The organism is Brachybacterium ginsengisoli, from assembly GCF_002407065.1.
In the GTDB taxonomy this organism is placed as follows: Bacteria; Actinomycetota; Actinomycetes; order Actinomycetales; family Dermabacteraceae; genus Brachybacterium; species Brachybacterium ginsengisoli.
Genome location: NZ_CP023564.1, coordinates 192,114 through 213,753 on the forward strand (window position 1 = coordinate 192,114; position 21,640 = coordinate 213,753).

At 72.7% G+C, this 21,640-nt stretch carries 19 protein-coding genes; 10 read left to right on the top strand and 9 right to left on the bottom strand.

Annotated elements, in window-relative coordinates; all coding sequences use genetic code 11:
- Positions 1-68: 68 nt before the first annotated feature.
- The 3 genes from CFK41_RS00900 to CFK41_RS00915 all read right to left on the bottom strand — a co-directional run bounded on the left by CFK41_RS00900 (position 69) and on the right by CFK41_RS00915 (position 2,061).
- On the bottom strand, positions 69-530 hold the full coding sequence (locus CFK41_RS00900) for an SRPBCC family protein (protein WP_096797973.1): 462 nt from the start codon (positions 528-530) through the stop codon (positions 69-71).
- A gap of 508 nt (positions 531-1,038) precedes the next feature.
- Complete coding sequence (gene pdxH / locus CFK41_RS00910; protein ID WP_096797974.1) at positions 1,039-1,722, bottom strand: pyridoxamine 5'-phosphate oxidase; 684 nt, start codon at positions 1,720-1,722, stop codon at positions 1,039-1,041.
- A 39-nt stretch (positions 1,723-1,761) separates the two neighbouring features.
- The gene (locus CFK41_RS00915; RefSeq protein WP_151904625.1) at positions 1,762-2,061 is read right to left on the bottom strand and encodes a hypothetical protein; all 300 of its coding nucleotides are present in this window, start codon (positions 2,059-2,061) and stop codon (positions 1,762-1,764) included.
- 271 nt (positions 2,062-2,332) lie between these two features.
- Here CFK41_RS00915 and CFK41_RS00920 point away from each other — a divergent pair, with 271 nt between their 5' ends.
- From CFK41_RS00920 to CFK41_RS00945, 6 genes are all read left to right on the top strand, one after another.
- Positions 2,333-6,862 carry a lamin tail domain-containing protein gene (locus CFK41_RS00920; RefSeq protein WP_227873153.1) on the top strand — a complete coding sequence of 1,510 codons (4,530 nt, stop codon included), beginning with the start codon at positions 2,333-2,335 and terminating at the stop codon, positions 6,860-6,862.
- A gap of 269 nt (positions 6,863-7,131) precedes the next feature.
- The gene (locus CFK41_RS00925) at positions 7,132-9,273 is read left to right on the top strand and encodes a glucose PTS transporter subunit IIA (RefSeq protein ID WP_096797975.1); all 2,142 of its coding nucleotides are present in this window, start codon (positions 7,132-7,134) and stop codon (positions 9,271-9,273) included.
- A gap of 102 nt (positions 9,274-9,375) precedes the next feature.
- The gene (locus tag CFK41_RS00930; RefSeq protein WP_096797976.1) at positions 9,376-10,254 is read left to right on the top strand and encodes a PRD domain-containing protein; all 879 of its coding nucleotides are present in this window, start codon (positions 9,376-9,378) and stop codon (positions 10,252-10,254) included.
- A gap of 57 nt (positions 10,255-10,311) precedes the next feature.
- On the top strand, positions 10,312-10,875 hold the full coding sequence (locus CFK41_RS00935) for a GNAT family N-acetyltransferase (RefSeq protein ID WP_096800873.1): 564 nt from the start codon (positions 10,312-10,314) through the stop codon (positions 10,873-10,875).
- Positions 10,876-11,009: 134 nt separating this feature from the next.
- A complete protein-coding gene (locus CFK41_RS00940) occupies positions 11,010-12,227 on the top strand; it encodes an acetyl-CoA C-acetyltransferase (RefSeq protein ID WP_096797977.1) in 1,218 nt (405 codons plus the stop codon).
- A complete protein-coding gene (locus CFK41_RS00945) occupies positions 12,227-13,570 on the top strand; it encodes an acyl-CoA dehydrogenase family protein (protein WP_227873154.1) in 1,344 nt (447 codons plus the stop codon). Before CFK41_RS00940 ends, CFK41_RS00945 begins: the two co-directional genes overlap by 1 nt.
- A 47-nt stretch (positions 13,571-13,617) precedes the next feature.
- Here the strand turns inward: CFK41_RS00945 and CFK41_RS00950 are convergent, their stop codons facing one another.
- On the bottom strand, positions 13,618-14,382 hold the full coding sequence (locus CFK41_RS00950; protein WP_151904626.1) for a CDP-alcohol phosphatidyltransferase family protein: 765 nt from the start codon (positions 14,380-14,382) through the stop codon (positions 13,618-13,620).
- A gap of 194 nt (positions 14,383-14,576) precedes the next feature.
- On the opposite strand from CFK41_RS00950, the gene CFK41_RS00955 reads away from it, so the two are divergent.
- Entirely contained in the window at positions 14,577-15,242 is a 666-nt protein-coding gene (locus CFK41_RS00955; protein WP_096797979.1) for a hypothetical protein, read from the top strand.
- Between the two features lie 54 nt (positions 15,243-15,296).
- Here the strand turns inward: CFK41_RS00955 and CFK41_RS00960 are convergent, their stop codons facing one another.
- The gene (locus CFK41_RS00960) at positions 15,297-16,412 is read right to left on the bottom strand and encodes a PLP-dependent cysteine synthase family protein (protein WP_096797980.1); all 1,116 of its coding nucleotides are present in this window, start codon (positions 16,410-16,412) and stop codon (positions 15,297-15,299) included.
- Between the two features lie 198 nt (positions 16,413-16,610).
- Here CFK41_RS00960 and CFK41_RS00965 point away from each other — a divergent pair, with 198 nt between their 5' ends.
- Positions 16,611-17,594, top strand: coding sequence for a hypothetical protein (locus CFK41_RS00965; RefSeq protein ID WP_096797981.1), 984 nt, complete (start codon positions 16,611-16,613; stop codon positions 17,592-17,594).
- A 59-nt stretch (positions 17,595-17,653) separates the two neighbouring features.
- Here CFK41_RS00965 and CFK41_RS00970 read toward each other — a convergent pair whose 3' ends face one another.
- Both CFK41_RS00970 and CFK41_RS00975 read right to left on the bottom strand, forming a co-directional pair.
- Positions 17,654-17,977, bottom strand: a complete 324-nt coding sequence (locus CFK41_RS00970; protein WP_096797982.1) for a hypothetical protein — start codon at positions 17,975-17,977, stop codon at positions 17,654-17,656.
- Positions 17,974-19,140, bottom strand: coding sequence for a C2 family cysteine protease (locus tag CFK41_RS00975; RefSeq protein WP_096797983.1), 1,167 nt, complete (start codon positions 19,138-19,140; stop codon positions 17,974-17,976). The genes CFK41_RS00970 and CFK41_RS00975 overlap by 4 nt, the downstream gene beginning before the upstream one ends.
- A gap of 114 nt (positions 19,141-19,254) precedes the next feature.
- On the opposite strand from CFK41_RS00975, the gene CFK41_RS00980 reads away from it, so the two are divergent.
- Positions 19,255-19,743 (top strand): hypothetical protein, encoded by a 489-nt coding sequence (locus CFK41_RS00980; RefSeq protein WP_096797984.1) that lies wholly within the window; start codon positions 19,255-19,257, stop codon positions 19,741-19,743.
- 24 nt (positions 19,744-19,767) lie between these two features.
- Here CFK41_RS00980 and CFK41_RS00985 read toward each other — a convergent pair whose 3' ends face one another.
- A complete protein-coding gene (locus CFK41_RS00985) occupies positions 19,768-20,622 on the bottom strand; it encodes a GNAT family N-acetyltransferase (RefSeq protein WP_321169382.1) in 855 nt (284 codons plus the stop codon).
- Positions 20,623-20,807: 185 nt separating this feature from the next.
- On the opposite strand from CFK41_RS00985, the gene CFK41_RS17660 reads away from it, so the two are divergent.
- Positions 20,808-21,095 carry a hypothetical protein gene (locus tag CFK41_RS17660; RefSeq protein ID WP_151904627.1) on the top strand — a complete coding sequence of 96 codons (288 nt, stop codon included), beginning with the start codon at positions 20,808-20,810 and terminating at the stop codon, positions 21,093-21,095.
- 50 nt (positions 21,096-21,145) lie between these two features.
- Here the strand turns inward: CFK41_RS17660 and CFK41_RS00990 are convergent, their stop codons facing one another.
- Positions 21,146-21,628 (bottom strand): SRPBCC family protein, encoded by a 483-nt coding sequence (locus tag CFK41_RS00990; RefSeq protein WP_096797986.1) that lies wholly within the window; start codon positions 21,626-21,628, stop codon positions 21,146-21,148.
- Between the last annotated feature and the right edge of the window lie 12 nt (positions 21,629-21,640).

Genomic DNA, 21,640 nt, shown 5'->3' on the forward strand with positions numbered 1-21,640 from the left:
GCCCGCATCTGCGGGCCCCTTCTCTCGTGGGTGCGTGGGGTCAGGTGACGGTTCCCGCTGGCGGCCCCTCAGCCGGGCAGGTCCTGGCTGCCGGCGGTCTCGAGCGCGTAGGCGACGACCAGCTCGTCCAGCACGGCGGTCCAGTGCGCGAGCAGCGTCTGGCGCTCGGCCGGACCCAGCAGGCGCTCCTGATGGATCTCGATCACGGTGCCCACCACCCCGGGGTCGAGGGGCTCCTGCACCGTGACCTGGAAGATCGTCTCGTGGTCGAGGGTCGCGGGGGTCCATCGCAGCCGCACCCGCCGGCCCATGTGACAGCCGCTCACGCGCCCGCGGATCGCTCCGTCCTGGCGCAGGGGAGCGCCCACCATCTGCGGCACGGAGTCCACGCCGAGCCACTGCGGAAGCCACTCGGTGTGCAGACGCCGCCAGATGTCCTCCGGGGGAGCGGGAAGGGTGCGGCGCACATCCAGCGCCCATCCGGCGTCCGGGGTGAGGCCGACGGGGGCGTGCCTGGTCGCGGTGCGCATGCGGCCACGGTAGAGCCGGCGCGCGGGCCGACGGAACCGGTGCTCCCCACTCTTCCCCAGGTGTTCGCCGCCGCGCCGCCCGGTGGTCACGGGAAGCCCCGGGCTGCCGCGCGGTCGCCTGAGCAGGCACGCCGGGATCATGACGAAGCCCGCCGATGCCCCGGCCCGCTGGTCCGCCCGCCCCGAAGGCCCGCAGGATGCTCCGGCGATCCGCGAGGTGCTGGTCTCCGCCGTCCCCACCGCGGAGGAGGCGGAGCTCGTCGAGGCGCTCCGCGCCGATGCGGGCGTGTGGATCGACGGCCTGTCCCTGGTCGCGCTCGAGGGGGACCGCATCGTCGCCCAGGCCCTGCTGACCAGGGCGAGCGTCGGCGGCGAGTCGGTGCTCGCGCTGGCGCCGCCCTCGACCCGGCGGCGTCGACGCCGCGGGGCGAGATCGTCCACCCGCCCGCCTTCGGGGTGTGAGCCCCGCGGGCTGGGGCGCGTCGAGCGCCGCCCTCAGGATCGGCGCTCAGGGCTGCAGCCGGTGGCGCTCCCAGCCGCCGTCCGACAGCGCGGAGTAGAGGATCCGGTCGTGGACCCGGTGCGCCCGGCCCTGCCAGAACTCGAGGGACTCCGGCCGCACCCGCAGCCCGCCCCAGAACTCCGGCCGCGGCACGTCGGCGCCCGCGAAACGGGCCTCGGCCTCGGCGTACTGCGCCTCGAGGGCGTCGCGCGAGGCGATCGTGCGGGACTGATGGGAGGCCCAGGCCCCCAGCTGCGAGCCGCGCGGGCGATGGGCCCAGTAGGCGTCGGAGTCGGGGTCGGCGATGTGCTCCACCGTGCCCTCGATCCGCACCTGGCGCTGCAGCGCGAACCAGGGCATGAGCAGCGCGGCCCGCGACGTCGCGGCGATCTCGCGTCCCTTGTCCGAGCCGAGGTTCGTGAAGACCACGAAGCCCTCCGCGTCGTGCCCCTTCAGCAGGACGGTGCGCGAGCGGGGCCGGGGAGCGCCGTCGGCTGCGAGCGCGACGGTGGAGAGCACCGCGGCGCTCGGCTCGGTGAGGTCGCCCTGCTCCTCGCGGCGGGCGAAGGCCTCGGCGAGCCAGATGTCGAACAGCGCCAGCGGGTCCGCCGGGGCGTCGTCCGGCAGCGAGCCGGCGAGATAGTCGGTGCGCTCACCGGCCAGGCGGGAGGGGGCGGGGCGGTCGGTCATGGCCGTGATCCTAGGGGAGACGGCGCGGCACCGAGCACCTCAGGAGTGGGCCGGCGATGTCGTCCGGTGGATGCCAGGGGCTCGCAGCAGGGACGCGAGCGAGGCGTGCTTCCGCGGGCGGGTGGTCCGCGTCCTGGCCGGGCGAGGCGTCCTGTCGTCCTGGAGGGCGGGGAGCTGCAGCGTGCTGGTGTCGAGGCCGCGCGCGGCGGCTGCGGAGCGGCGCGCCCGCAGGGCGTGCAGCGCCTCGACGTCGCCCCATTCCGCGGGGAGCGGGCGGTAGTCGATGAGGTGGTCGGTGGTGGCTCGGGTCCGGCTGGTGGCGATGGTCGCGTCTCTCATGACTCCACTGTGCTTCTGCGGGGGTGCGCGGGGCGTCCGCCGACAGGGGCGAGAGCCTCCACCCGTGGGTGGATCCTCGGTCAGGAAGGGTCAGCCCGTGGCCGCGTGAGGGGTGGCCACCTGCGCGTCGTCGCTGGTCGTCGGCGCCGACCGGCGACCTGGGAATCGTTATCGGACCGAGTCGAGGTCGCCACCTTCCGGCCATCGGACCGACGCCCGGGGTGACTACTACTGAGGTCGCTCCCCGCCCGCCTCCTCCGGAACGGACCCCATGCCTCCCCACCCCACCGCGCGCCCGCGCGCCTGTCGCGCCGCTGTCACCCTCCTGGCGGGCGCGGCCCTCGCCCTCGGACCCGTGATGCTCCCGCTCTCCGGCTCTGGCGCGCTCGCCGGTCTCGGTGCGCCGGCCGCGCAGGCCGCCCCCGCCCCGGCCGCGCCGTCGGCCGCCTCTGCGGCATCGCCGCTGCTGATCACGGAGATCGCGCCCGACTCCGTCGGCGTCGACGAGTACGAGTTCTTCGAGGTCACGAACACCTCGGCGGAGCCGGTCCTCGTGGGCGGGGCGGAGGGGCACGGGTTCGCCTACGCCTACGTCGACGGGGAGGACACCGCCAGGGACGTCCCCCTGCAGCTCGAGGAGCAGGTCGAGCTCGTCGCGGGGGCCTCCCTCGTGGTGTGGCTCAGCTACGAGGCGAGCGGCATCGACTCCTTCGCGCGCACGGTCGAGGACTTCCGCGCGTCCTGGTCGGCCGGCGAGGAGGCCCAGGTGGTCCGGGCGACCGGGCAGCCGGGCATGGCCAACGGCGGGAACCGCGGCGTGCGCGTGCTGGACCCCTCGGGCGCCGAGATCGCCCGGAGCTTCTACCCGGCCGGCTCCGTCGCCGCCGGTCAGAGCGCCCACTTCCAGCCGGCGGCGGGCGAGGGCGAGCTCTCGGCCGCGCTGTTCGCCGGCCCGTCTGCCGCGACGGCGGGTGCGGTCGATCCCGCGCAGCTCGTCGCCGCGGCCGGGAAGGAGGAGCCTGAGGAGCCCGCCGTGCCGACGGAGCCCGTTGAACCCACGGAACCTGCGGAGCCGACGGAGCCGACGGAGCCCACGGAACCTGCGGAACCGACGGAGCCCACGGACCCTGCGGAACCGGCGGAGCCGGAGGAGCCCGCCGATCCCGGCGCCCCGGCCGCACCGCCCGCCGACTCCCTGGTCGGCCTCCTCCGGATCACCGAGGTCGTGCCGGACTCCGCCAACGTCGGCGGCTCCGACGGCTACGAGTTTATCGAGGTGTACAACGCGACCGACGCACCGATCTCGCTCGCGGACCACGAGCTGCGCTACCTCTACACCTCCGACGGCGAGACCATCTCGAGCACCGCCGACTGGCCGCTCGATCCGGCCGACGCCGTGGTCGCGCCGGGCGGCGCCCTCGTGATCTGGGTGAAGAACGGCGCCAACGACGCGCTGACCGTCGCGGACTTCGCCGCCCACTACGGCGTGGATGCCGCCGCCCTGACCGTTGCGGAGTCCCACGTGGCCGGCATGGCCAACGGCAGCGGGCGCGGCCTCGAGCTGGTCACCCGCACCGGGGACAGCGTGCACCGGGTGTTCTACAACCTCGACGGCGCGGACGACACGGTCGCCGACCAGGGCATCCAGTACCGCACCGGCGCGTCGGCCGACGGCGGCGAGCCCGACTTCTCCCGTGGCGCCCTCACCGGCCTCGCGACCGCCACGCCCGGCTCCGTCGACCCCTCCCAGGTGCCCGCCGAGCTGGTGACCGTTCCCGCCGACCAGCAGGCGCCCGCCGTCACGGACCTCACCGCGGCGGAGCTCGACCCGTCGGCCGATGCCGTCATCAGCCACGAGGTGACCGATGACGTGCAGGCCCGCTCCGTCACCCTCCACCTGCGCTCGAGCGCCGCGGAGGACTTCGCCGCGATCCCGCTGCGCCGCACGGAGGGCGACCGCTTCGACCATCGGATCGCCGCGCCCGACCTCACCGGCAAGCGCTGGTTCGAGTACTACGTGGTCGCCTCCGACGGAACCCACGAGACCCGCACCGAGACCACGCGGGTGGGCCTGACCGGCGTGGACGACTCCCGGCTGCGGATGAACCTCACCGAGGGGCAGTTCGTCTCCGGCACCACCGCCATCTCGGTCGCCGGGGACGAGCATCCGCCCACGGCGACCCTCGCGATCGACGGGGAGGCGCGCACCGACACGACTCCGGCGCTCGAGGCCGCGCCCGTGTTCGCGATGGAGGCCAGCCAGACCGACGTCTACTTCCGGAACGGCATCCTGGTGGGCGACGAGGTCATCGAGATCTTCGACGAGGGCTTCTACGGGAACTGGGTGACCGTCGACGCGGCGGTGCCGCTGCAGCACGTGATCCAGGGCGACCAGCTCACCGTGACCGTCGCCGCGGGCACCAAGGCCTACCCCGGCATCGACGAGAACGAGAACAACGACGACTTCACCATCCGCAACCTGCGGCTGGTGCTGCCCGACGGCCGCACCCTGCGCCCCACCGGCTACGAGGACGCCGCCGAGATCATCCCGATGGGCGACTCCGCCGGCAAGCACGACCTGCTGGATGCGGTCTTCACCCTGCCCGAGGACGCCTTCACCGCACGCGCCGTCGCCTGGGACACTACCGCCGTCGCCGACGGGGAGCACCACCTCACCGCCACCGACGACTCCGGCAGCACCCTCGATCGCACCGTGGTGGTCGACAACACCGCCCCGGAGATCACCCTCCCGCTCGAGGACGGCACCACCTACCAGGGCGAGTTCGTCCTCGACGCGGACGCCACGGACGCCGGCAGCGGCGTCGCCTCGGTGACCGCCACCCTGGACGGCAGGGTCACGGAGCTCCCGCGCACCCTCTCCTCGCTGACCCTCGAGCCCGGCGAGCACACCGTCGAGGTGATCGCCGAGGACGAGCTGGGCAACCGGCGCACCGAGACGCTGACCTTCACCACACCGGAGGAGAACCCGACGGTCGAGGCGCTCACGGCGGACGGCACCACCGTCCCCGTCTGCCGTGACCAGACGGTCGAGGTGAAGGTCACCGACCCCTCCGGCGACCTGATGGACGTGTCCTTCCGCGCCGGGACCAGCGCGTCCCTCAGCGAGGGGACCGTGCAGGGCATCGCCGGCGAGGTGCGCGACGCGGACGCTGCCGAGCGCACCGGCCAGGTGCTCTCCGCCGGGGCCACCACCGGCTCGGAGGATGCGCTGCCCTTCCACGAGTTCGCCGTGGACGTCCCGGAGTCGGCCGACGAGGGCTCCGAGGTGCGCCTGGTCTGGACCGGCGCCGCCGATCCGGGAGCCCGTGTGCGGCTGCTGCTCGAGGACGCATCCACCGGCGAACTGGTGGAGGTCGCCCACGCCTTCGCCGCCGAGGACGGCACCGTCGGCTTCGACGAGGTCGTCCCGACCGCGGGGCACGTGGTGGACGGCCAGGTCCGCGCCGTGGTGCAGCACTCCGTCGGCTGGGCCGGGGCGGATCTCTCCTCGCGCAGCAGCGCCGTGGATCCGCACCACCCCGAGGCGACCGCACGCTCGGAGTTCGACTTCACCCTCGCCTGGGAGTCGGACACCCAGTACTACAACGAGTCGTTCTACGAGCACCAGCTGAAGATCCACGAGTTCCTGCTCTCAGAGCGCGAGGACCTCAACCTCCAGTACATGTTCCACACCGGCGACATCGTGGACGACTACGACGACCCGGCGCAGTGGGCGAACGCCGACCCCGCCTACGCCCTGCTCGACGAGGCCGGGCTGCCGTACAACGTCCTCGCCGGGAACCATGACGTGGGCAGCATGAGCAACGACTACACCCAGTACAAGGCCTTCTTCGGCCAGCAGCGCTACCAGGACAACCCCTGGTACGGCGGCTTCTACGAGGACAACCGCGGCAGCTACACGCTGTTCAGCAGCGGCGGTGTCGACTTCCTGGTGGTCTCCCAGGGCTGGGGCCCCGGGGACGAGGAGATCGCGTGGATGAACGAGATCCTCGCGCAGTACCCGGAGCGCACCGCGATCCTCAACCTGCACGAGTACATGCTCACCACCGGCGGTCTCGGCCCCGTCCCGCAGCGGATCCAGGACGAGGTCGTGGCCACCAACCCGAACGTCTCGATGGTGATGAGCGGTCACTACCACGACGCCGACACGAGGGTGGACTCCTTCGACGACGACGGCGACGGCACCCCGGACCGCGAGGTCACCCAGATGCTGTTCGACTACCAGGGCCTGCCGGAGGGCGGGCAGGGCTTCCTGCGCCTGCTCCACTTCGACGCCGAGGGCGGACGCATGCTGGTGCGCACCTACTCGCCCTCGCTCGAGCAGTACTCGAGCGATGATCCGACCCTCACCCCCGAGGACCAGGACTTCGAGGTCTCGTACGCGCAGCTCGGCATCACCCCGCAGGAGAAGGAGCTGAGCACCACCGAGTTCACGGCCGACGTGCTGGGCGAGCAGCAGTTCGCCCACGTCGAGGGCGCCGCCTCCGGCAGCACCGTCTCCGTGGACGTCTCCGGGCTCGGCTTCGGCACCCACTCCTGGTACGCGCTGGTCACCGACCCGCACGGCGGGGTGGCCCGCACCGCGGTGCGGGGGCTGACGCTCACGCCGGGCGGGCCCGAGTGCGCGCAGAACGGCGGCGGGAAGCCGGGGAAGCCGGGGACACCGGGGAAGCCGGACCATGCCGGCGGCCCGGGGATGCCGGCCCAGCCCGGCAAGCCCGGCAAGCCCGGCGAGCCCGGCAGGCCCGGAACGGCGGCATCGGGCTCGGCACCCGTCTGAGGGGCCGACGGGCCAGGGCGGAGCAGGTCGTGGGCTGACCTGCTCCGCCCGGGTCGGGCTTGCGCTCCGGCGGAAGCCTGCTAAGGTTCCTCCCCGAACCTCAGAGTTCATCGACCACCGGATTGTCATCCCCTGCCTCGGCGGGGGAGCAAGACCTGGGACCCGTTCCGTGCGCCCTCGCGCACTCGGCGGGACCCGGGTCTTTTTTGTTGCCCGGAACCCGCCAGCGGCGGGTCCGGCCCGCTTCAGGAAGGATGCGAGGACGCATCATGAGCAGCTCAGCCCCAGGGAGCACGTCGACCGCCGAGGAGATCCTCCGCGGCGTCGGCGGTCCCGAGAACATCGAGAGCCTCACCCACTGCGCCACCCGGCTGCGGTTCCAGCTCCACGACGGAGGGAAGGTGGACCGGGAGGGTCTGGACGCCCTGCCCGAGGTCATGGGCACGGTGCCGCAGTCCGGTGACCGCTTCCAGGTGGTCATCGGCGGCGCCGTCGCCGGGGTCCACTCCCAGATCATGAACCTGCCCTCGATGGCCGCCGGCGGCGCTCCCCGTCCGCAGTCGGACGCCGAGGTCAAGGCCGCGATCCGGTCCCGCGCCCGCGGGAAGTGGTCCTGGCTGGACAGCTTCTTCGAGTACCTCTCGGACTCCTTCCGCCCGCTGATGGGCGTGCTGCTGGGCGCCTCGCTGATCATCGCGATCGCCTCGGTGCTCGACGCCCTCGGCGTCATCGACTTCCGCGCCGAGGACAAGTCCGCGACCTGGGTCTTCGTCGACGCGATGTGGCGCTCGGTGCTGTACTTCCTGCCGATCATGGTGGCCTTCAACGCCGCGAAGAAGCTCCAGATCGACGGCTGGGTCGGCGCGGCCGTGATGGCGGCGGTGATGACCCCGGACTACATGGGCATGATCGGCGGGGGCACCCCCGGCGTCACCTGCTCCACCAACGAGCTGCTCGGCACCGAGCAGTGCATCGCGACGGTGTTCGGCCTGCCGATGCAGCTGAACGACTACGGCGGCCAGGTCTTCGTGCCGCTGCTGATGGTCGCCCTGCTGGCGCTGGTCTACAAGGGCCTGCAGCGCATCTTCCCCGCGAACGTGCAGCTGGTGTTCGTCCCCTTCCTCTCCATGCTGGTGATGATCCCGGTGACCGCCTTCCTCATCGGCCCGCTCGGGATCTGGGCCGGGAACGGCCTGGGCTCGGGCCTCGCCTGGCTGAACGGGAACGCGCCGATCGTCTTCGCGATCCTCATCCCGCTGCTGTACCCGTTCCTGGTGCCGCTGGGCCTGCACTGGCCGCTGAACGCGCTCATGCTGCAGAACATCAACGCGCTCGGCTACGACTTCATCCAGGGCCCCATGGGCGCCTGGAACTTCGCCTGCTTCGGCGCGACCGCCGGCGTGCTGCTGCTCTCGATCCGCCACCGCGAGGCCGAGATGCGCCAGACCGCCACGGGTGCGCTCGCCGCCGGCCTCTTCGGCGGCATCTCCGAGCCGTCCCTCTACGGAATCCACCTGCGCTTCAAGCGCATCTACCCGCGGATGCTCGTGGGCTGCCTCGTGGGCGGCCTGATCGTGGGCCTGCTGGGCGGGGTGAACACCTCCGTGTTCGCCTTCACCTCGCTGCTGACCATCCCGGTCTTCGATCCGATGCTCACCTATGTCATCGCGATCACGGCGGCCTTCGTGGTCTCCATGGTGCTGGTCTACGTCTCCGACTACCGCACCGCCGAGCAGCGCGCCGAGGCCAACGCCTCCCGTGACGCCGCCGAGGCGGCGGCCGCCCCGGTCGTCGCAGCGCAGCCTGCCGCAGCGCAGACCGCCGAGCAGCCTGCCGCCGAGCGCGAGCTCGCGACCGTCGGCGCCTCCTCCGCCGGTGCGTCGGCCGGTGCCGCGACCGGATCGGCTGCTGCCTCCGGTGCGAGCGCCATGCCCGCCGCCGGGGGCGCCGCCTCCGACTCGGTGGTCATCGCCGCGCCGGTCGCGGGCCGCGTGGTCCCGCTGGGCGAGGTCCCGGACCCCGTGTTCGCCTCGCGCGCTCTCGGCGAGGGCGTGGGCATCATCCCGGCCGACGGGCGGATCCTCGCCCCGGCCGACGGACTGCTCGCCACCGTCGCGGGCACCGGGCACGCCTTCGGCCTGCTGGCCGACGGCGGCGCGGAGGTGCTGGTCCACGTCGGCATCGACACCGTGAAGATGGACGGCAGGGGCTTCGACGTCCGCGTCGAGCAGGGCCAGAAGGTCGCGGCCGGGGATCTCCTGGCCGTCGTGGACCTCGAGGCGATCCGCGAGGCCGGGTACGACCCGATCACCCTGCTGACGATCCCCAACACCACCACCTTCGCCGCGGTCGAGGCGGTGGGTGCGACCGACGTCGTCGCCGGGGAGACGGTGGTCACCGCTCGACGCTGAGCGGGAACCCGGTGCGCGTACCCTCCGATCCAGAGGGTGCGCGCACCCGGCCGATGCCGGGGACTGCGCCGGGGCCGAGGAGACGGGAGAGGTGATGCGCCGATGAAGGTGCTGAGGGTCCTGAACAACAACGTCGTGCTCTCGCGCGACGAGTCCGGTCAGGGCGTCATCCTCACCGGCCGCGGCATCGGCTTCCGCGCCGCGCCCGGCCAGGAGGTCGACCCGGAGAAGATCGTGCAGGTCTTCGTCCCGGCCGACGGTCGCGATCCCGACCACCTCGCCGAGGCCTTCGCGATGATCGATCAGGAGATCCTGCGGGCCGTGGTCATCGCCCTGCGCGGGACCGGGATCGAGGACCGCGAGTCGCGCCGGCCCACCCTCGCGATCGCCGTGGCCGACCACGTCTCCGGCGCCCTGGATCGGCTGCGCCAGGGGATCGAGATCGAGTACCCGCTGGAGACCGAGGTGCGGACCCTCTACGCCGAGGAGCACGAACGGGCCCGTCGGCTGCTGGTCGCGATCAACGAGCAGGTCGATCCCGCGCTGCCCGAGCACGAGGCGACCGCGCTCGCCCTGCACCTGGTCAACGCGGGCTTCGCGACGGGGGACCTCTCCTTCACGTACACGATGACCGGGGTCATCCAGCAGATGCTCGCGATCGTGGGGGAGCGGTTCGGCATCGAGGTGGACCGCCACTCGATGGCCGCCGCCCGCTTCATCACCCACGTGCGCTACATGTTCGTGCGGATCCAGCAGCACCGGCAGCTCGACGGCGAGCAGTCGCTGATCAGTCGCACCATCCGCGAGAGCTACCCCGAGGCCTCCCGCGTCGCCGAGCAGCTCGCGGTGATCGTGCGGCTGCGGATGGGGGACGACCTCTCCTACGACGAGATCGCCTACCTCGCCCTGCACGTGGCCCGCATGACCACGGAGGTCGAGGCCGCCGCGGCGAGGCGACCGGGCGGCGCCGCGGAGGGGTGACCCCTTCCCGGGGAGGAGCGTCTTGTGCAGGGGCTGAGCATCGCCTTGACTGAGCAGATGGACTCCGCCGCCGCCGCCGCCCCCGGACCGGTCCTCGTGACCGAGCGCCTCCACCTCCGGCCGTGGAGGGTCGAGGAGGCCGCGATCCACCGTCGGCTCTGGACCGAACGGGATCCCCGGGTGCCCGCCCACCGCCGGATCGACGCCGAGGGCCGCCCGAGCATCGGCGATCTCGAGGACTGGATCCGCCGCAGCACCCGGGAGATGGGACCGGGGCTCGGCCTGCTGGCGCTCGAGCGCATCACGGACGGCGCGGTCCTCGGGTACTGCGGGCTGGTCGACGGCGGCCCGGGCTCCGCGGCGCTGGAGGGCGAGCCCCCTGGCCCGGAGATCGCGTTCGAGCTGCTGCGCGGGGCCCAGGGGCACGGCTATGCGACCGAGGCCGGGCGGGCCGTGATCCGGTGGGCGCGAGAAGCGGGCCTCGAGCGGGTGCACGCCACCGTCTGGGCCTGGAACACGGCATCCCTCCGAGTCCTGGACCGGCTCGGGTTCGCGGCGAGGAGCCGTCGAGCGGCCCGCCCGACGGACGGAGAGCTGCTGGTGCTCACGACGGTCCTCTGACCGGGCGGCTCCGAGGGGTGCACGACTTCCCCCGAGGTACCTGCAACCCGTAGTATCAGGAACGCCGGGTATCGTGCATCGCGCCGACCTCGGCCGGCAACCGCCCCAGACATCGCCGTCGAAGGAGAACCCTCGTGCCCGAGGCCGTCATCGTCGCCACCGCCCGCTCGCCCATCGGCCGCGCCCGCAAGGGATCGCTCAAGGACATCCGCCCCGACGACCTCGTCGCCCAGATGATCCGCGCGGCGCTCGACCAGGTCCCGCAGCTCGACCCCACCACGATCGACGACCTCCAGCTGGGCTGCGCGATCCCCGAGGGGCAGCAGGGCGGGAACCTCGCCCGCACCGTCGCGGTCCGCCTGGGCCTGGATGCCGTGCCCGGCGCGACCGTCACCCGCTTCTGCGCCTCCTCGATCCAGACCACCCGTGCAGCCTTCCACGCGATCGTCTCCGGCGAGGCCCGCGCCGTGATCTCCGCCGGCGTCGAGTCGATCTCCTCGAGCACCGGCAAGCTCATGGAGGAGGACGCCCGTGACCCGCTGTTCCAGCAGGCCTGGGAGCGCACCGAGCAGCGCGCCGCCCGGGAGGTCCCCGCCCCCTGGCACGACCCGCGCGAGGACGGCGAGCTGCCCGACGCCTACATCGCCATGGGCCAGACCGCCGAGAACGTCGCCGAGCTGCGCGGCGTGAGCCGGCAGGCGCAGGACGAGTACGCCGTCCGCTCCCAGAACCGTGCCGAGGCCGCGATCGCCTCGGGCTTCTTCGCGCGCGACATCACCCCCGTCACGCTGCCGGATGGCACCGTGGTCAGCGCCGACGACTCCCCGCGCGCCGGCGTCACCGCCGAGGCCGTGGCCGGGCTCGACCCCGTCTTCCGCCCCGAGGGGACCGTCACCGCCGGCAACTGCTGCCCCCTGAACGATGGCGCCGCGGCGCTCGTGATCATGGAGCGCGGATACGCCGAGGAGCTGGGCATCACCCCGCTCGCCCGCATCGTCGCCACCGGCGTCTCCGGCCTCAGCCCCGAGATCATGGGCCTCGGCCCCATCGAGGCGACCCGGAAGGCGCTCGCGCTCGCCGAGCTCACCATCGAGGACATCGACCTCGTCGAGTTCAACGAGGCCTTCGCCGCCCAGGTGCTGCCCGCCGCGGAGGACCTCGGCATCGACCACGACACGCTCAACGTCCACGGCGGAGCGATCGCGCTCGGCCACCCCTGGGGCTCCACCGGCGCCCGCATGACCACCACCCTGCTGCACGGCCTCCAGGAGCGCGAGGGCCGCTACGGCCTGACCACCCTGTGCGTCGGCGGCGGCCAGGGCATGGCCCTGATCATCGAGAGGATGAACTGATGACCGGCACCGACACCAGCTCCTGGGGTGCCTCGGCGCCCGGGCACATCTCCCTCGGCGGCAACCCCGGCGGGGCCGACGAGGACCGGCGCGACTCGGTCGTCACCGAGCGCGCCGTCGTCTCCTCGCCCGACGCGTCGGCCGCGACCCCGGCCGAGCTGCTCCCCGCCGCCGCCGACCACTTCGCCCTGTTCCAGGACGTCGACGGCGAGGACCTGACGGCCTGGGCCGACGCTCGCTCGCTCGCCGCCGAGGTGCTGCCGCGGATCAACGACTGGTGGGACCGCGGCGAATACCCGATCGAGCTCATCGCCCGCCTCGGCGAGCTCGACCTGCTCACCGACGGGCTCGACGTGCCCGGCCACCGCACCCTCTCCCCGCTCGCGACGGGCCTGGTGAACATGGAGCTCTCCCGGATCGACGGGTCCGTGGGCACGATGGTGGGCGTCCAGGGCGGGCTCGCCCTGCGCTCGATCATGCTGCTCGGCTCCGAGAAGCAGAAGCAGCGCTGGGCCGAGCCGCTCGCCACCGGCGCCGAGCATGCCGCCTTCGCCCTCACCGAGCCCGACCACGGCTCGGACTCCGTCTCGCTCGAGACCGTCGCCCGCCGCGACGGCGAGGAGTGGGTGCTCTCCGGCGAGAAGCGCTGGATCGGCAACGGCGCCGGCTGCCACCTCTCGGTGGTGTGGGCACGAGTGGACGACGAGTCCCAGCCGGAGTTGAACGGCCAGGTCAGCGGCTTCCTCGTGGATCAGTCCCTGCCCGGGTACGAGGCGGAGGTGATCCGCGGGAAGGTCGCCCTGCGCGCCATCCACCAGGCGCAGATCACCCTCACCGACGTGCGGATCCCGCTGGAGGCGCGGCTGCCCGGCGCCCGCTCCTTCAAGGACACCTCGACGGTCCTCTTCGCCACCCGCGCGGGCGTCGCCTGGGGCGCGCTCGGCCACGCCACCGCCTGCTACGAGGCCGCCCTCGAGCACGCTCAGCAGCGGATCCAGTTCGGTCGCCCGCTCGCCAAGGCCCAGCACGTCCAGGTGCGGCTCGCGGACATGCTCCAGACCCTCACCTCGATGCAGCTGCACTGCGTGCGGCTCGCCGAGCTCGAGGCCGCAGGGACCATCCGTCCGGAGCAGGCATCGCTCGCGAAGGTGCACAACACCCGCGCCGCCCGCGAGATCGCCTCGAACGCCCGCGACCTGCTGGGCGGCTCCGGCATCCTGCTCGAGAACCGCGTGGTGCGCCACCGCAGCGACATCGAGGCCCTCCACACCTACGAGGGCACCGACACCATGCAGTCGCTCATCGTGGGCCGGGCGATCACGGGGGTGAGTGCGTTCGCGTGAGGCGGGTCCGGGTCGTCGTGGTGGCCGCGAGGTCGCCACCGTCCGGGTCAGTCGCGGGGAACACGCCGTCGCTCCCGTCGTTCCGCCCGCTCCTGCCCGACGATGTCCCGCCCGAAGGACACCACCAGCAGCCCCAGGGCGGTCGCGACGATCCCGGTGGACAGCGTCACCGGCACCGCTGGCACCACGGCGGTGAGCAAGGCGAGGCCCTGCGCACCGCCGATCACCCGTCGTGCCTGGCTGAAGCCGAGCGGTCGGCGCAGGGCGGGACGGATCCAGGACGCCGCCACGTACGCGTAGCGCATCAGGCCGATCGCGAGCGCCCACGGCCCCACCACGAGGGCCGCGAGGACCGAGACCACCAGCGCCAGGACGGCGTCGGCCTCCATGTCGAGACGGGCCCCGACGGGGCCCGCGGTGCCGGTGCGCCGGGCGACGGGGCCGTCGAGCAGATCCGTCGCCAGGGCGGCACCGAGGAGGAGCGCGAGCGGCCACGACCGTGCGGTCAGGGCCCCGTCGACGGCGAGGACGGCCGCGGTGGCGAGCGTCCCTGCCGCCAGGTGCCTCAGCAGGGTCAGCAGATCGGCATCGGTCACCTCGCCGGGGGCGCGCGGCCGCAGGGTCCGCACGGCCACGAGGCCCGGAGCAGCGGCGCTCACCAGCGCGGCCGCGGCGAGCGGGGCCGCGACGGGTGCGCTGAGCTGGAGGACCACGAGCCCGGCGCCCAGCTGGCTGAGCCCGAGCATCGTCAGAGCAGCCCCCACCCGGCGCAGGCGTCGGGGCGGGGGCGCGCCGGGTCCGGTCCGCGTCATGCCCAGAGAGTAGCGGGACGCCCATGGGCCGCCCGGCGGGACGGGGCGACCCTGCTGGTCACGAAGTGGGCACGGCGACCCTGCCGGGGCGGCAGAGCCTGCTACATTCCCCTCACCGATGCCGCACGGGCCCCCCGGAAGCACGGCCTACTGGTCCCTTCTGCACCCCTTTGCGGTCATCGATGCCTCACGAGATGCTCCTCCCTCCGGCACCCGCACCCCGGGTCGGCACCTCGCCAGGCGTGATCGTCGCGATCATCCTCGCCTCGGCGGCTCTCGCGCTCTCCCTGCTGGTGGCACTGGTCAGCGTGGGCACCCTCGCGTACCTGGCCCTCAGGCCCGACCCGGCCGGGGGCTGGGTCGGGGGCGGTGACCTCGTCGACGTGTCCCCGGGCACGGTGAAGGCCGCTGACGGGAGCCCGGTCGAGGGGGTGGGCACCGTCGATCGCCCGGCTCACCTCGGCGAGCACACCCTCTCCTGGCCCACGTTCGAGGGCGGTGTCCTCGACGTCACGGTCACTGAGGTCGACTGGGATGCTGCGGAGGTCCTGACCGATGCCTCCGCGCCGGAGCCCGGCATGGCCTACGTGCTGGCCACGATGGACCTGGCATACACCGGTCCGGGCGCCATCGCGCCGGCCGTGGACCTGTGGGTCTCCCTCGAGACGTGGTCCTGGTTCTGCTCCGCTGACGAGCTGCGCGTCGAGTCCGAGAACTCGCTGTGGGACGTCGGCGTGCTCTCCGACGGGGAGGCGGCGGAGGTGACCGTTGTCCTGGAAATGTTGGAGGAAGAGCGCTCCTCTGCGCTCCTGATCGTCGAGACGGCGGATGGCGAGCCGCTCTTCCTCGCCGAGGGCTGACCCGAGGTCGAGGTCCCCCACCCGAGGGTCACGCGTCGATCGGACGCGGCGGAGTCAGCGGCGCCCGAGTGGCAGCATCCGGGCGAGGGCGTCGCGCCACGGCCCGAGCTCCCACCCCTGCGCGGCGACCCAGTCGTCGTCGAAGTAGGTGTCCTGGTAGCGGTCCCCGGGGTCGCACAGCAAGGTGAGCACAGAGCCGGTCTCGCCGTGCTCGCGCATCTGCGTGATCAGGCGCGCGGCGGCGACGAGATTGGTGCCCGTCGAGGCGCCGACGCGTCGGCCCAGATGTTCGGAGAGGTATCGGGCCGCGGCGACCGAGGCCGCGTCGGGCACCCGGATCATCCGGTCCACCACCCCGGGCACGAAGCTCGGCTCGACCTGCGGCCGGCCGATCCCCTCGATGCGGGAGCCGCGCTCCGAGGTGACCGTGGGATCCTGCTGCGCCCATCCCTCGAAGAAGGCGGAGCCCTCCACGTCGGCGACGCACAGCGCGGTGGGCAGGCTGCGGTAGCGCAGCAGGCGCCCGAAGGTCGCGCTGGTCCCGCCGGTCCCCGCTCCCACCACGATCCAGCGCGGCACCGGGTGCGGCTCGAGCTCGAGCTGCGCGAACGCGCTGACGGCGATCGAGTTGTTGCCCCGCCAGTCCGTGGCCCGCTCGGCGTGCGTGAACTGATCCATGAACAGCCCGCCCTGCTCGTCCGCCAGGCGCTGCGCCTCGCGGCTCATCGATCCCGCGCCCTCGACCACATGGCAGCTGCCGCCCGCCGCCTCGATCAGGGCGATCTTGCGACTGCTGGTGCCCCGCGGGATGACGGCCACGAAGGGGATGTCGAGCATCCGCGCCACATGCGCCTCGCTGACCGCGGTGGAGCCCGAGGACGCCTCGATGACGGGCATGCCGGGTCGCAGCTGGCCGTTCACCAGGGCGAACAGGAACAGGGAGCGGGCCAGGCGGTGCTTCAGGCTGCCCGAGGCGTGAGTCGACTCGTCCTTGAGGTAGAGCTGGATGTCCCAGCTCGCCGGCAGGTCCAGGTGCACCAGGTGGGTGTCGGCGCTGCGGCGGCCGTCGGCCTCCAGGCGATGGATCCGCTCGGCGACCCAGGCCCGCAGCGCGTCGTCGCTGCGATCGATGTCCTGCAGGGGCTGCGGCCAGGCCGCGGTCTCGTCCATGGGTCGACCGTAGCGGTGCGGCGCCCCCGGTGACGCCCGGAGACCTGCTGGCGGGGCGTGGTTGAGGAGATTATGCAAAGAGGGGTGGCCATTAAGGTCAAGAGATCGTAAAGTCCCCTCCGTGGCCGCCGAACGACGGCCACGAAGCAGGCCGACGGCACCGCCGCTGGCCGCCTTCACGGGGGAAGGGGATTCATCATGGATGTCACCACCAGGATCACTCGTCACGGGGCTCAGCTGTTCGCCCTCGGGGCCATCGCGGCGCTCGCCGCCGGCTGCAGCGCCGGGCCGTCGGCTCGCGACTCCGCCGAGAGCGGCGCGCAGGGCGTCTCCGGCGTCCAGTCCGACGTGCAGGGCGCACCGGCCGCGGCCGACGGGAACGATGCACAGACCAGGGGAGCGGAGTCGGGGGACTCCGCGAAGGGTGCGGGAGCAGGGCAGGGGAAGGGCCAAGGTCAGGGTCAGGGTGCGGGCAACGGGAACGGCCAGGGCCAGGGGAAGGGTCACGGCAACGGCCACGGCAACGGCTCCGGGGGTGGCGACTCCTCCGACGTGGTGATCCCGGAGGGCTGGGCCGGAACCGTCTCGCAGGAGCGGTTCGCCCCGGAGGACCCCGCCGCCTACCTGGCGCTCGGGAACCTCAACGGCTCGCAGGCCGTCACCGAGATGAGCGCCGAAGGCATCGCCGGCAGCGAGTTCTTCGGTGGCTCCGACGCCCGGTGCGAGGGGGACGCCGTGCTCGGCGGAACCTCCGCGACCTGCACCTTCACCGACACCGACTCCGGGGAGCAGCGCTTCGCGGACGTCCACATGGTGGGGGCAGGATTCGGCAGCACCGCCCTGCTCTACGCCGTCAGCTCGACGGAAGGTGTCGACGCCTCGGTCGTGTCCGACGCCCCGTTCGCCCTGCAGACCCTGGGGCAGACGGAGCCCGCGAACGCGACTGCGGCGGACCTCGAGGAGGCAGTGATCAGCGGCGTCATGATGGGGTACAGCGAGGACGGCGAGCTGCCGGCAGAGCTCGACGCCACCTGCGAGGTGACCGACGGCGGCGAGCACGCGCTGTGCGAGGTGACCGGCACCCCGGACGGCGGCGGCGACGGCACCTGGTACGCCACCGCCCAGCGCGGCTACAGCGGCGACACCGACGCCTACGTGTTCACCCGGCTGCCCCAGGAGTGAGCCGGACTCTCGGAGCCGGGTCCGTCGTGAGGCGGGCCCGGCTCCCGTCGTGCTCGCGATCAGTTCGTCGTCGCGGCGGCGTCGACATCGTGAGCGCGGGGGACCCAGGTCAGGGAGACCCCTGCGGGGTGCGGCGGATCCCATGGGTGGATCTGGTCGACGACCAGCAGGCCGGAGCGCAGGGGGATCTCCTCGCCGGCGACGACCTCCAGCAGCTGCCGGGAGCCGTCGCCATCGGTGATGGCGAGTGCGGCATGGGGGTCGTCGGTCTCCGGGTCGATCTTCGCGCCGGTGCACCCCACCAGACAGTCGCCGATCGGCGCCCGGGCGGTGAGTCGCACCCGATGCTGCGTGGGAGACGGGAACGGGGGCTGCTCGGTCATGAGGGACCCTTTCCGAAGTCCTCGGGCCGCGCGCCGACCCCGGTCATCACGATGCTGTTGTCGTAGAAGAAGTTCAGGGGGACCCGTACCTCGCCGGGCATGTCCGACCCATCTCCCCAGGGATTGCTGAGGATGACCTCGCCCGACTCTCTGTCGACCCCGGTCACCTGATAGACGTGCGCGCTGGAGAGATCGCGGTTGAAGGGCATGATCGGGTCCGTCATCACCGTGATGGGCCGTTTCTGCGACAGTGCGGTCTCGAGCTGCTCCATCGACGGCTGGCCGTTCCAGGAGAGGATGTCCGAACCGTCGGCGTCGGCACCGGTGATCAGCTCGAGGCCGGCGGAGGGGGTGTCGGCGATGACCGACTCGTAGTCCGGGCCGAGGTGGTTGATGGCGGCCTGCTCATAGATCGACATGTACCCGATCTCGTCGTTCTCCCACGTGTTCCCGCCGTCCTCCTCCTCGCCGGCGCCCCTCACCTCCGCCCGGGCGCCGTCCCGGGCGATCTGGTCCGGCTCGACGGTGACCACGACGGGCTCGCCGTCCTCGTACAGGGTGACGTCCCAGGTTCCGTCCTCGCGCAGCGTGATGTTGTCGGCGAGGAACTGCGGGTCGGACTGCGCCGCCGCCATCAGCGCGGCGAGCAGCCAGCAGTCGCCGAGGCTTCCCTGGCGCATCCGTTGGTCGGCGATCGCCTCGGGAGAGAGGTCGACGTCAGCCGGGTCGAAATCCTTTCCTTCGGGGCTGTCCGTATAGCGACCTCCGAGTTCTTCGAGGGTGAGCGGATCATCGAAGGGGGTCGCCGCCCACGCATCCTGAGCCGTGTCGATGATGTCCGACCAGGACTCGCCGCCGAGCAGCTCGGCGTAGCGAGCGCTGTCGCCGCGGCCGTCGACGCTGGAGGCGGCATCCTGCTGGGCGGCGTGGCGGTAGAGGGCGCGTCCGCAGTTCTCCAGGCGGATGGACTCGTCCGAGAGCGCGGTGGCGACCCGTGCGGAGATCTCCTCGCGCAGCGAGTCCGCATCGGGGCCCGTCCAGCTCACGCTCCGCGCCGCCGTGCTGAGCTCCTCGCCGAGCGCCTGCAGTCGCGTCCCGTGCCGCTCCATCGCCTGCCCCTGCGCGATCAGCTGCTCGGGATCCGCCCCGAGGAATCCCGTCATGTGCTTCCTTCCCCCTCGTCACCACCCCCGGTGACCCATGTCATGGACAATACCGAGGAACGAGCTCGTGCGGCGGTCCGCGCGAGGACTGGGGACGACGGGGGAGCGGGGAGCATGGAGCGGGGACGCGAGAGGTGGGGGTCGGCGGCGGCTTTCGGCGCAGCCGCGCTGCTCCTGTCGGGCTGCGGGGCGAGCGCGGAGCCGGTGCCGGCCGAGGACGCCGTCGCCCGGTATGACGCCGTGGCCGAGGCCGTCACCGGTGCTCTGCCCGAGCAGGGCTGGACCCTGCAGGAGAACCAGCGCTCCGTCCAGGAAGAGGATGGTCAGTGCGTGTATTCGCCTGGTGTGTGGAATGGAGACGGCACCCTCGTGGGCGTCGTCGCCGATCCGGGGTGGGAGGAGATCGCCGAGCGCCTCGACCCGGTGCTGGCCGAGCACGGCTTCGAGAGCCTCGGCTCCCCGTCACGATCGGGGGCGAGCCTCCGGGTCGGCACGCAAGATGAGCACGGCGCCGAGCTGGTGATCGACGATCAGGGCACCCTGTCGCTCAGGGGAGCGCTCGTCGACGCCACCACCTGCACCGAGAGCGCGCTCGGGCTCTGAGCCTCTTCCGTCGGGCCCCGACGGTCACGGAGTGCGGACGGCCCCGAACTCGAGCCGACGCCGCAGGGCGAAGCCGAGCTTCTCGTAGCCGGCGATCGCCGAGGTGTTGGCGGCAGAGGCGTGCATCAGCGCCCGGTCGCCGCGCTGCTGGATGTGGAAGGCGACGTCGAGCACGAGGCGCGAGGCGAGACCCTGACGGCGGTGGCGCTCGTCGACCGCGACCGCGCTGATCTCGGTCCAGCCCGCCGGATGCAGGCGCTCCCCGGCCATCGCGATCAGCTCGCCGTCGCGCCGGATGCCCACGTAGCGGCCCAGCTCGTGGGTGCGGGAACGGAACGGGCCGGGCTTGGTTCGCTCCACCAGGGCGTTCATTGCGGCGCTGTCGGCGGCGCCCAGCTCCACCGCCTCCTCGTCCGGTCGTGGCACGAGGCGGGAGGTCTGGACCAGCTGCACGCCGGGGACGGAGAACACCGGGGTCCAGCCCTCCGGCAGCAGCGGATCCGCGTGGGAGACGCTCACCTCCGCGCCGTGCCCGAACACCTCCAGGATCGCGTCCCACACGTCCGGGTGGCCCCAGTCCCGCACGCCGACGAAGGGGGAGACGTCCTCTGGATAGCGCAGCACGTGCTCGTTGCCCTCGGCGAGCGAGCGGTGGTGCCCGCTCAGGGAGGACCAGGCGGGGTTGTCCAGCACGGCGTCGCCCGCATCGACGGCGCTCTCGGTCCCGGTGTCCGCCTCGGTGCCGGACGGAGCGGCCGACGGAGCGGTGGTGAGGTTCTCCGGATCCCGTGCGCGGACGTGCAGGGCGGCGGCGGGGGAGGTGTCCGGGAGCGGCATGGAGAGGTCCTCGTCAGGTGGTTCGTCAGGAGGTGCGGTCACGCTACTCCCGTCGGCCCGGCCCGGACCACGGACCGTGACCGGGGAGACGCCCGTGCTGGTCGGCGTGCGGGTGGGGCGGCCGACGGGTGGGCCGCGGTCCGATAGCGTGGGACCCTCCGTCCCGGTGCGCGACGGAGCCAGCCCTTCGTGCGAAAGGATCGTGGCCCCTCCCGGCCGGAGCCTCCATGACCCAGCCTCCTGCGACCTCGTCGCCCTCCGATCCCCCGGACCGTCGGCCCCCCGAGGGCGGGGCCCCCGGGCCGCGACGGAGGCCGTCCCCGGCGCTCGTCGTCGGCGTCCTGATGGTCCTGATCCTCGTGCTCGCCCTGGTCGGCTTCTTCGGAGCGCGGGCGCTGATGGGCGACGACGAGCGCGGCGCGCAGTCGGCGACGTCTCCGCAGCAGGTGCTCGCCGCGGTCCCTGCCGCGGTCGCGGGCACCGACGCGGGCACCGGCGCGGGCGCCGACGCCTGAGCACCGTCGCCCGCGGGTGACCGTGCGCGCTCGCGCGTGCAGGGTCCTCGTCAGGCCACGAGGCCGTCGATCTGGTCGATCGCCGTGCGCGAGCCCTCCTCGACACCCATGTCCAGCACCGTCTGCAGACCCTCGCGGCTCGCGAACGTGGTCACGTACACCGCCCGGGTCCCGCCGTCCTGCGCGGTGAAGGTGCTGACGCTGGTCGAGACGGGCAGATCGGTGTTCGGGCTGAAGTCCTCATGCGCGAAGCCGTCCTCGTAGGAGAACGACCTCGGCTGGTCGACCTCGAGCACCGACCAGTACCCGTAGTGGCGATCGCCCTCGGGGCCGGTCATGTAATAGGTGACGCGGCCGCCCGGGGTGAGGCTGTGGTCGACCACCGTGGCCGGGTACTCCGGCGGGCCCCACACCTTCTCGAGCTGGCGCGGGTCGGCGTAGATGTCCCAGATCCTCTCCACGGGAGCGGCGAACTGCGCGGTGATCGTGAGGGTGAGCGTCTCGAGGTCGTGGGTGATGTCGGTGACGGGCATGGTCGCTCCTCG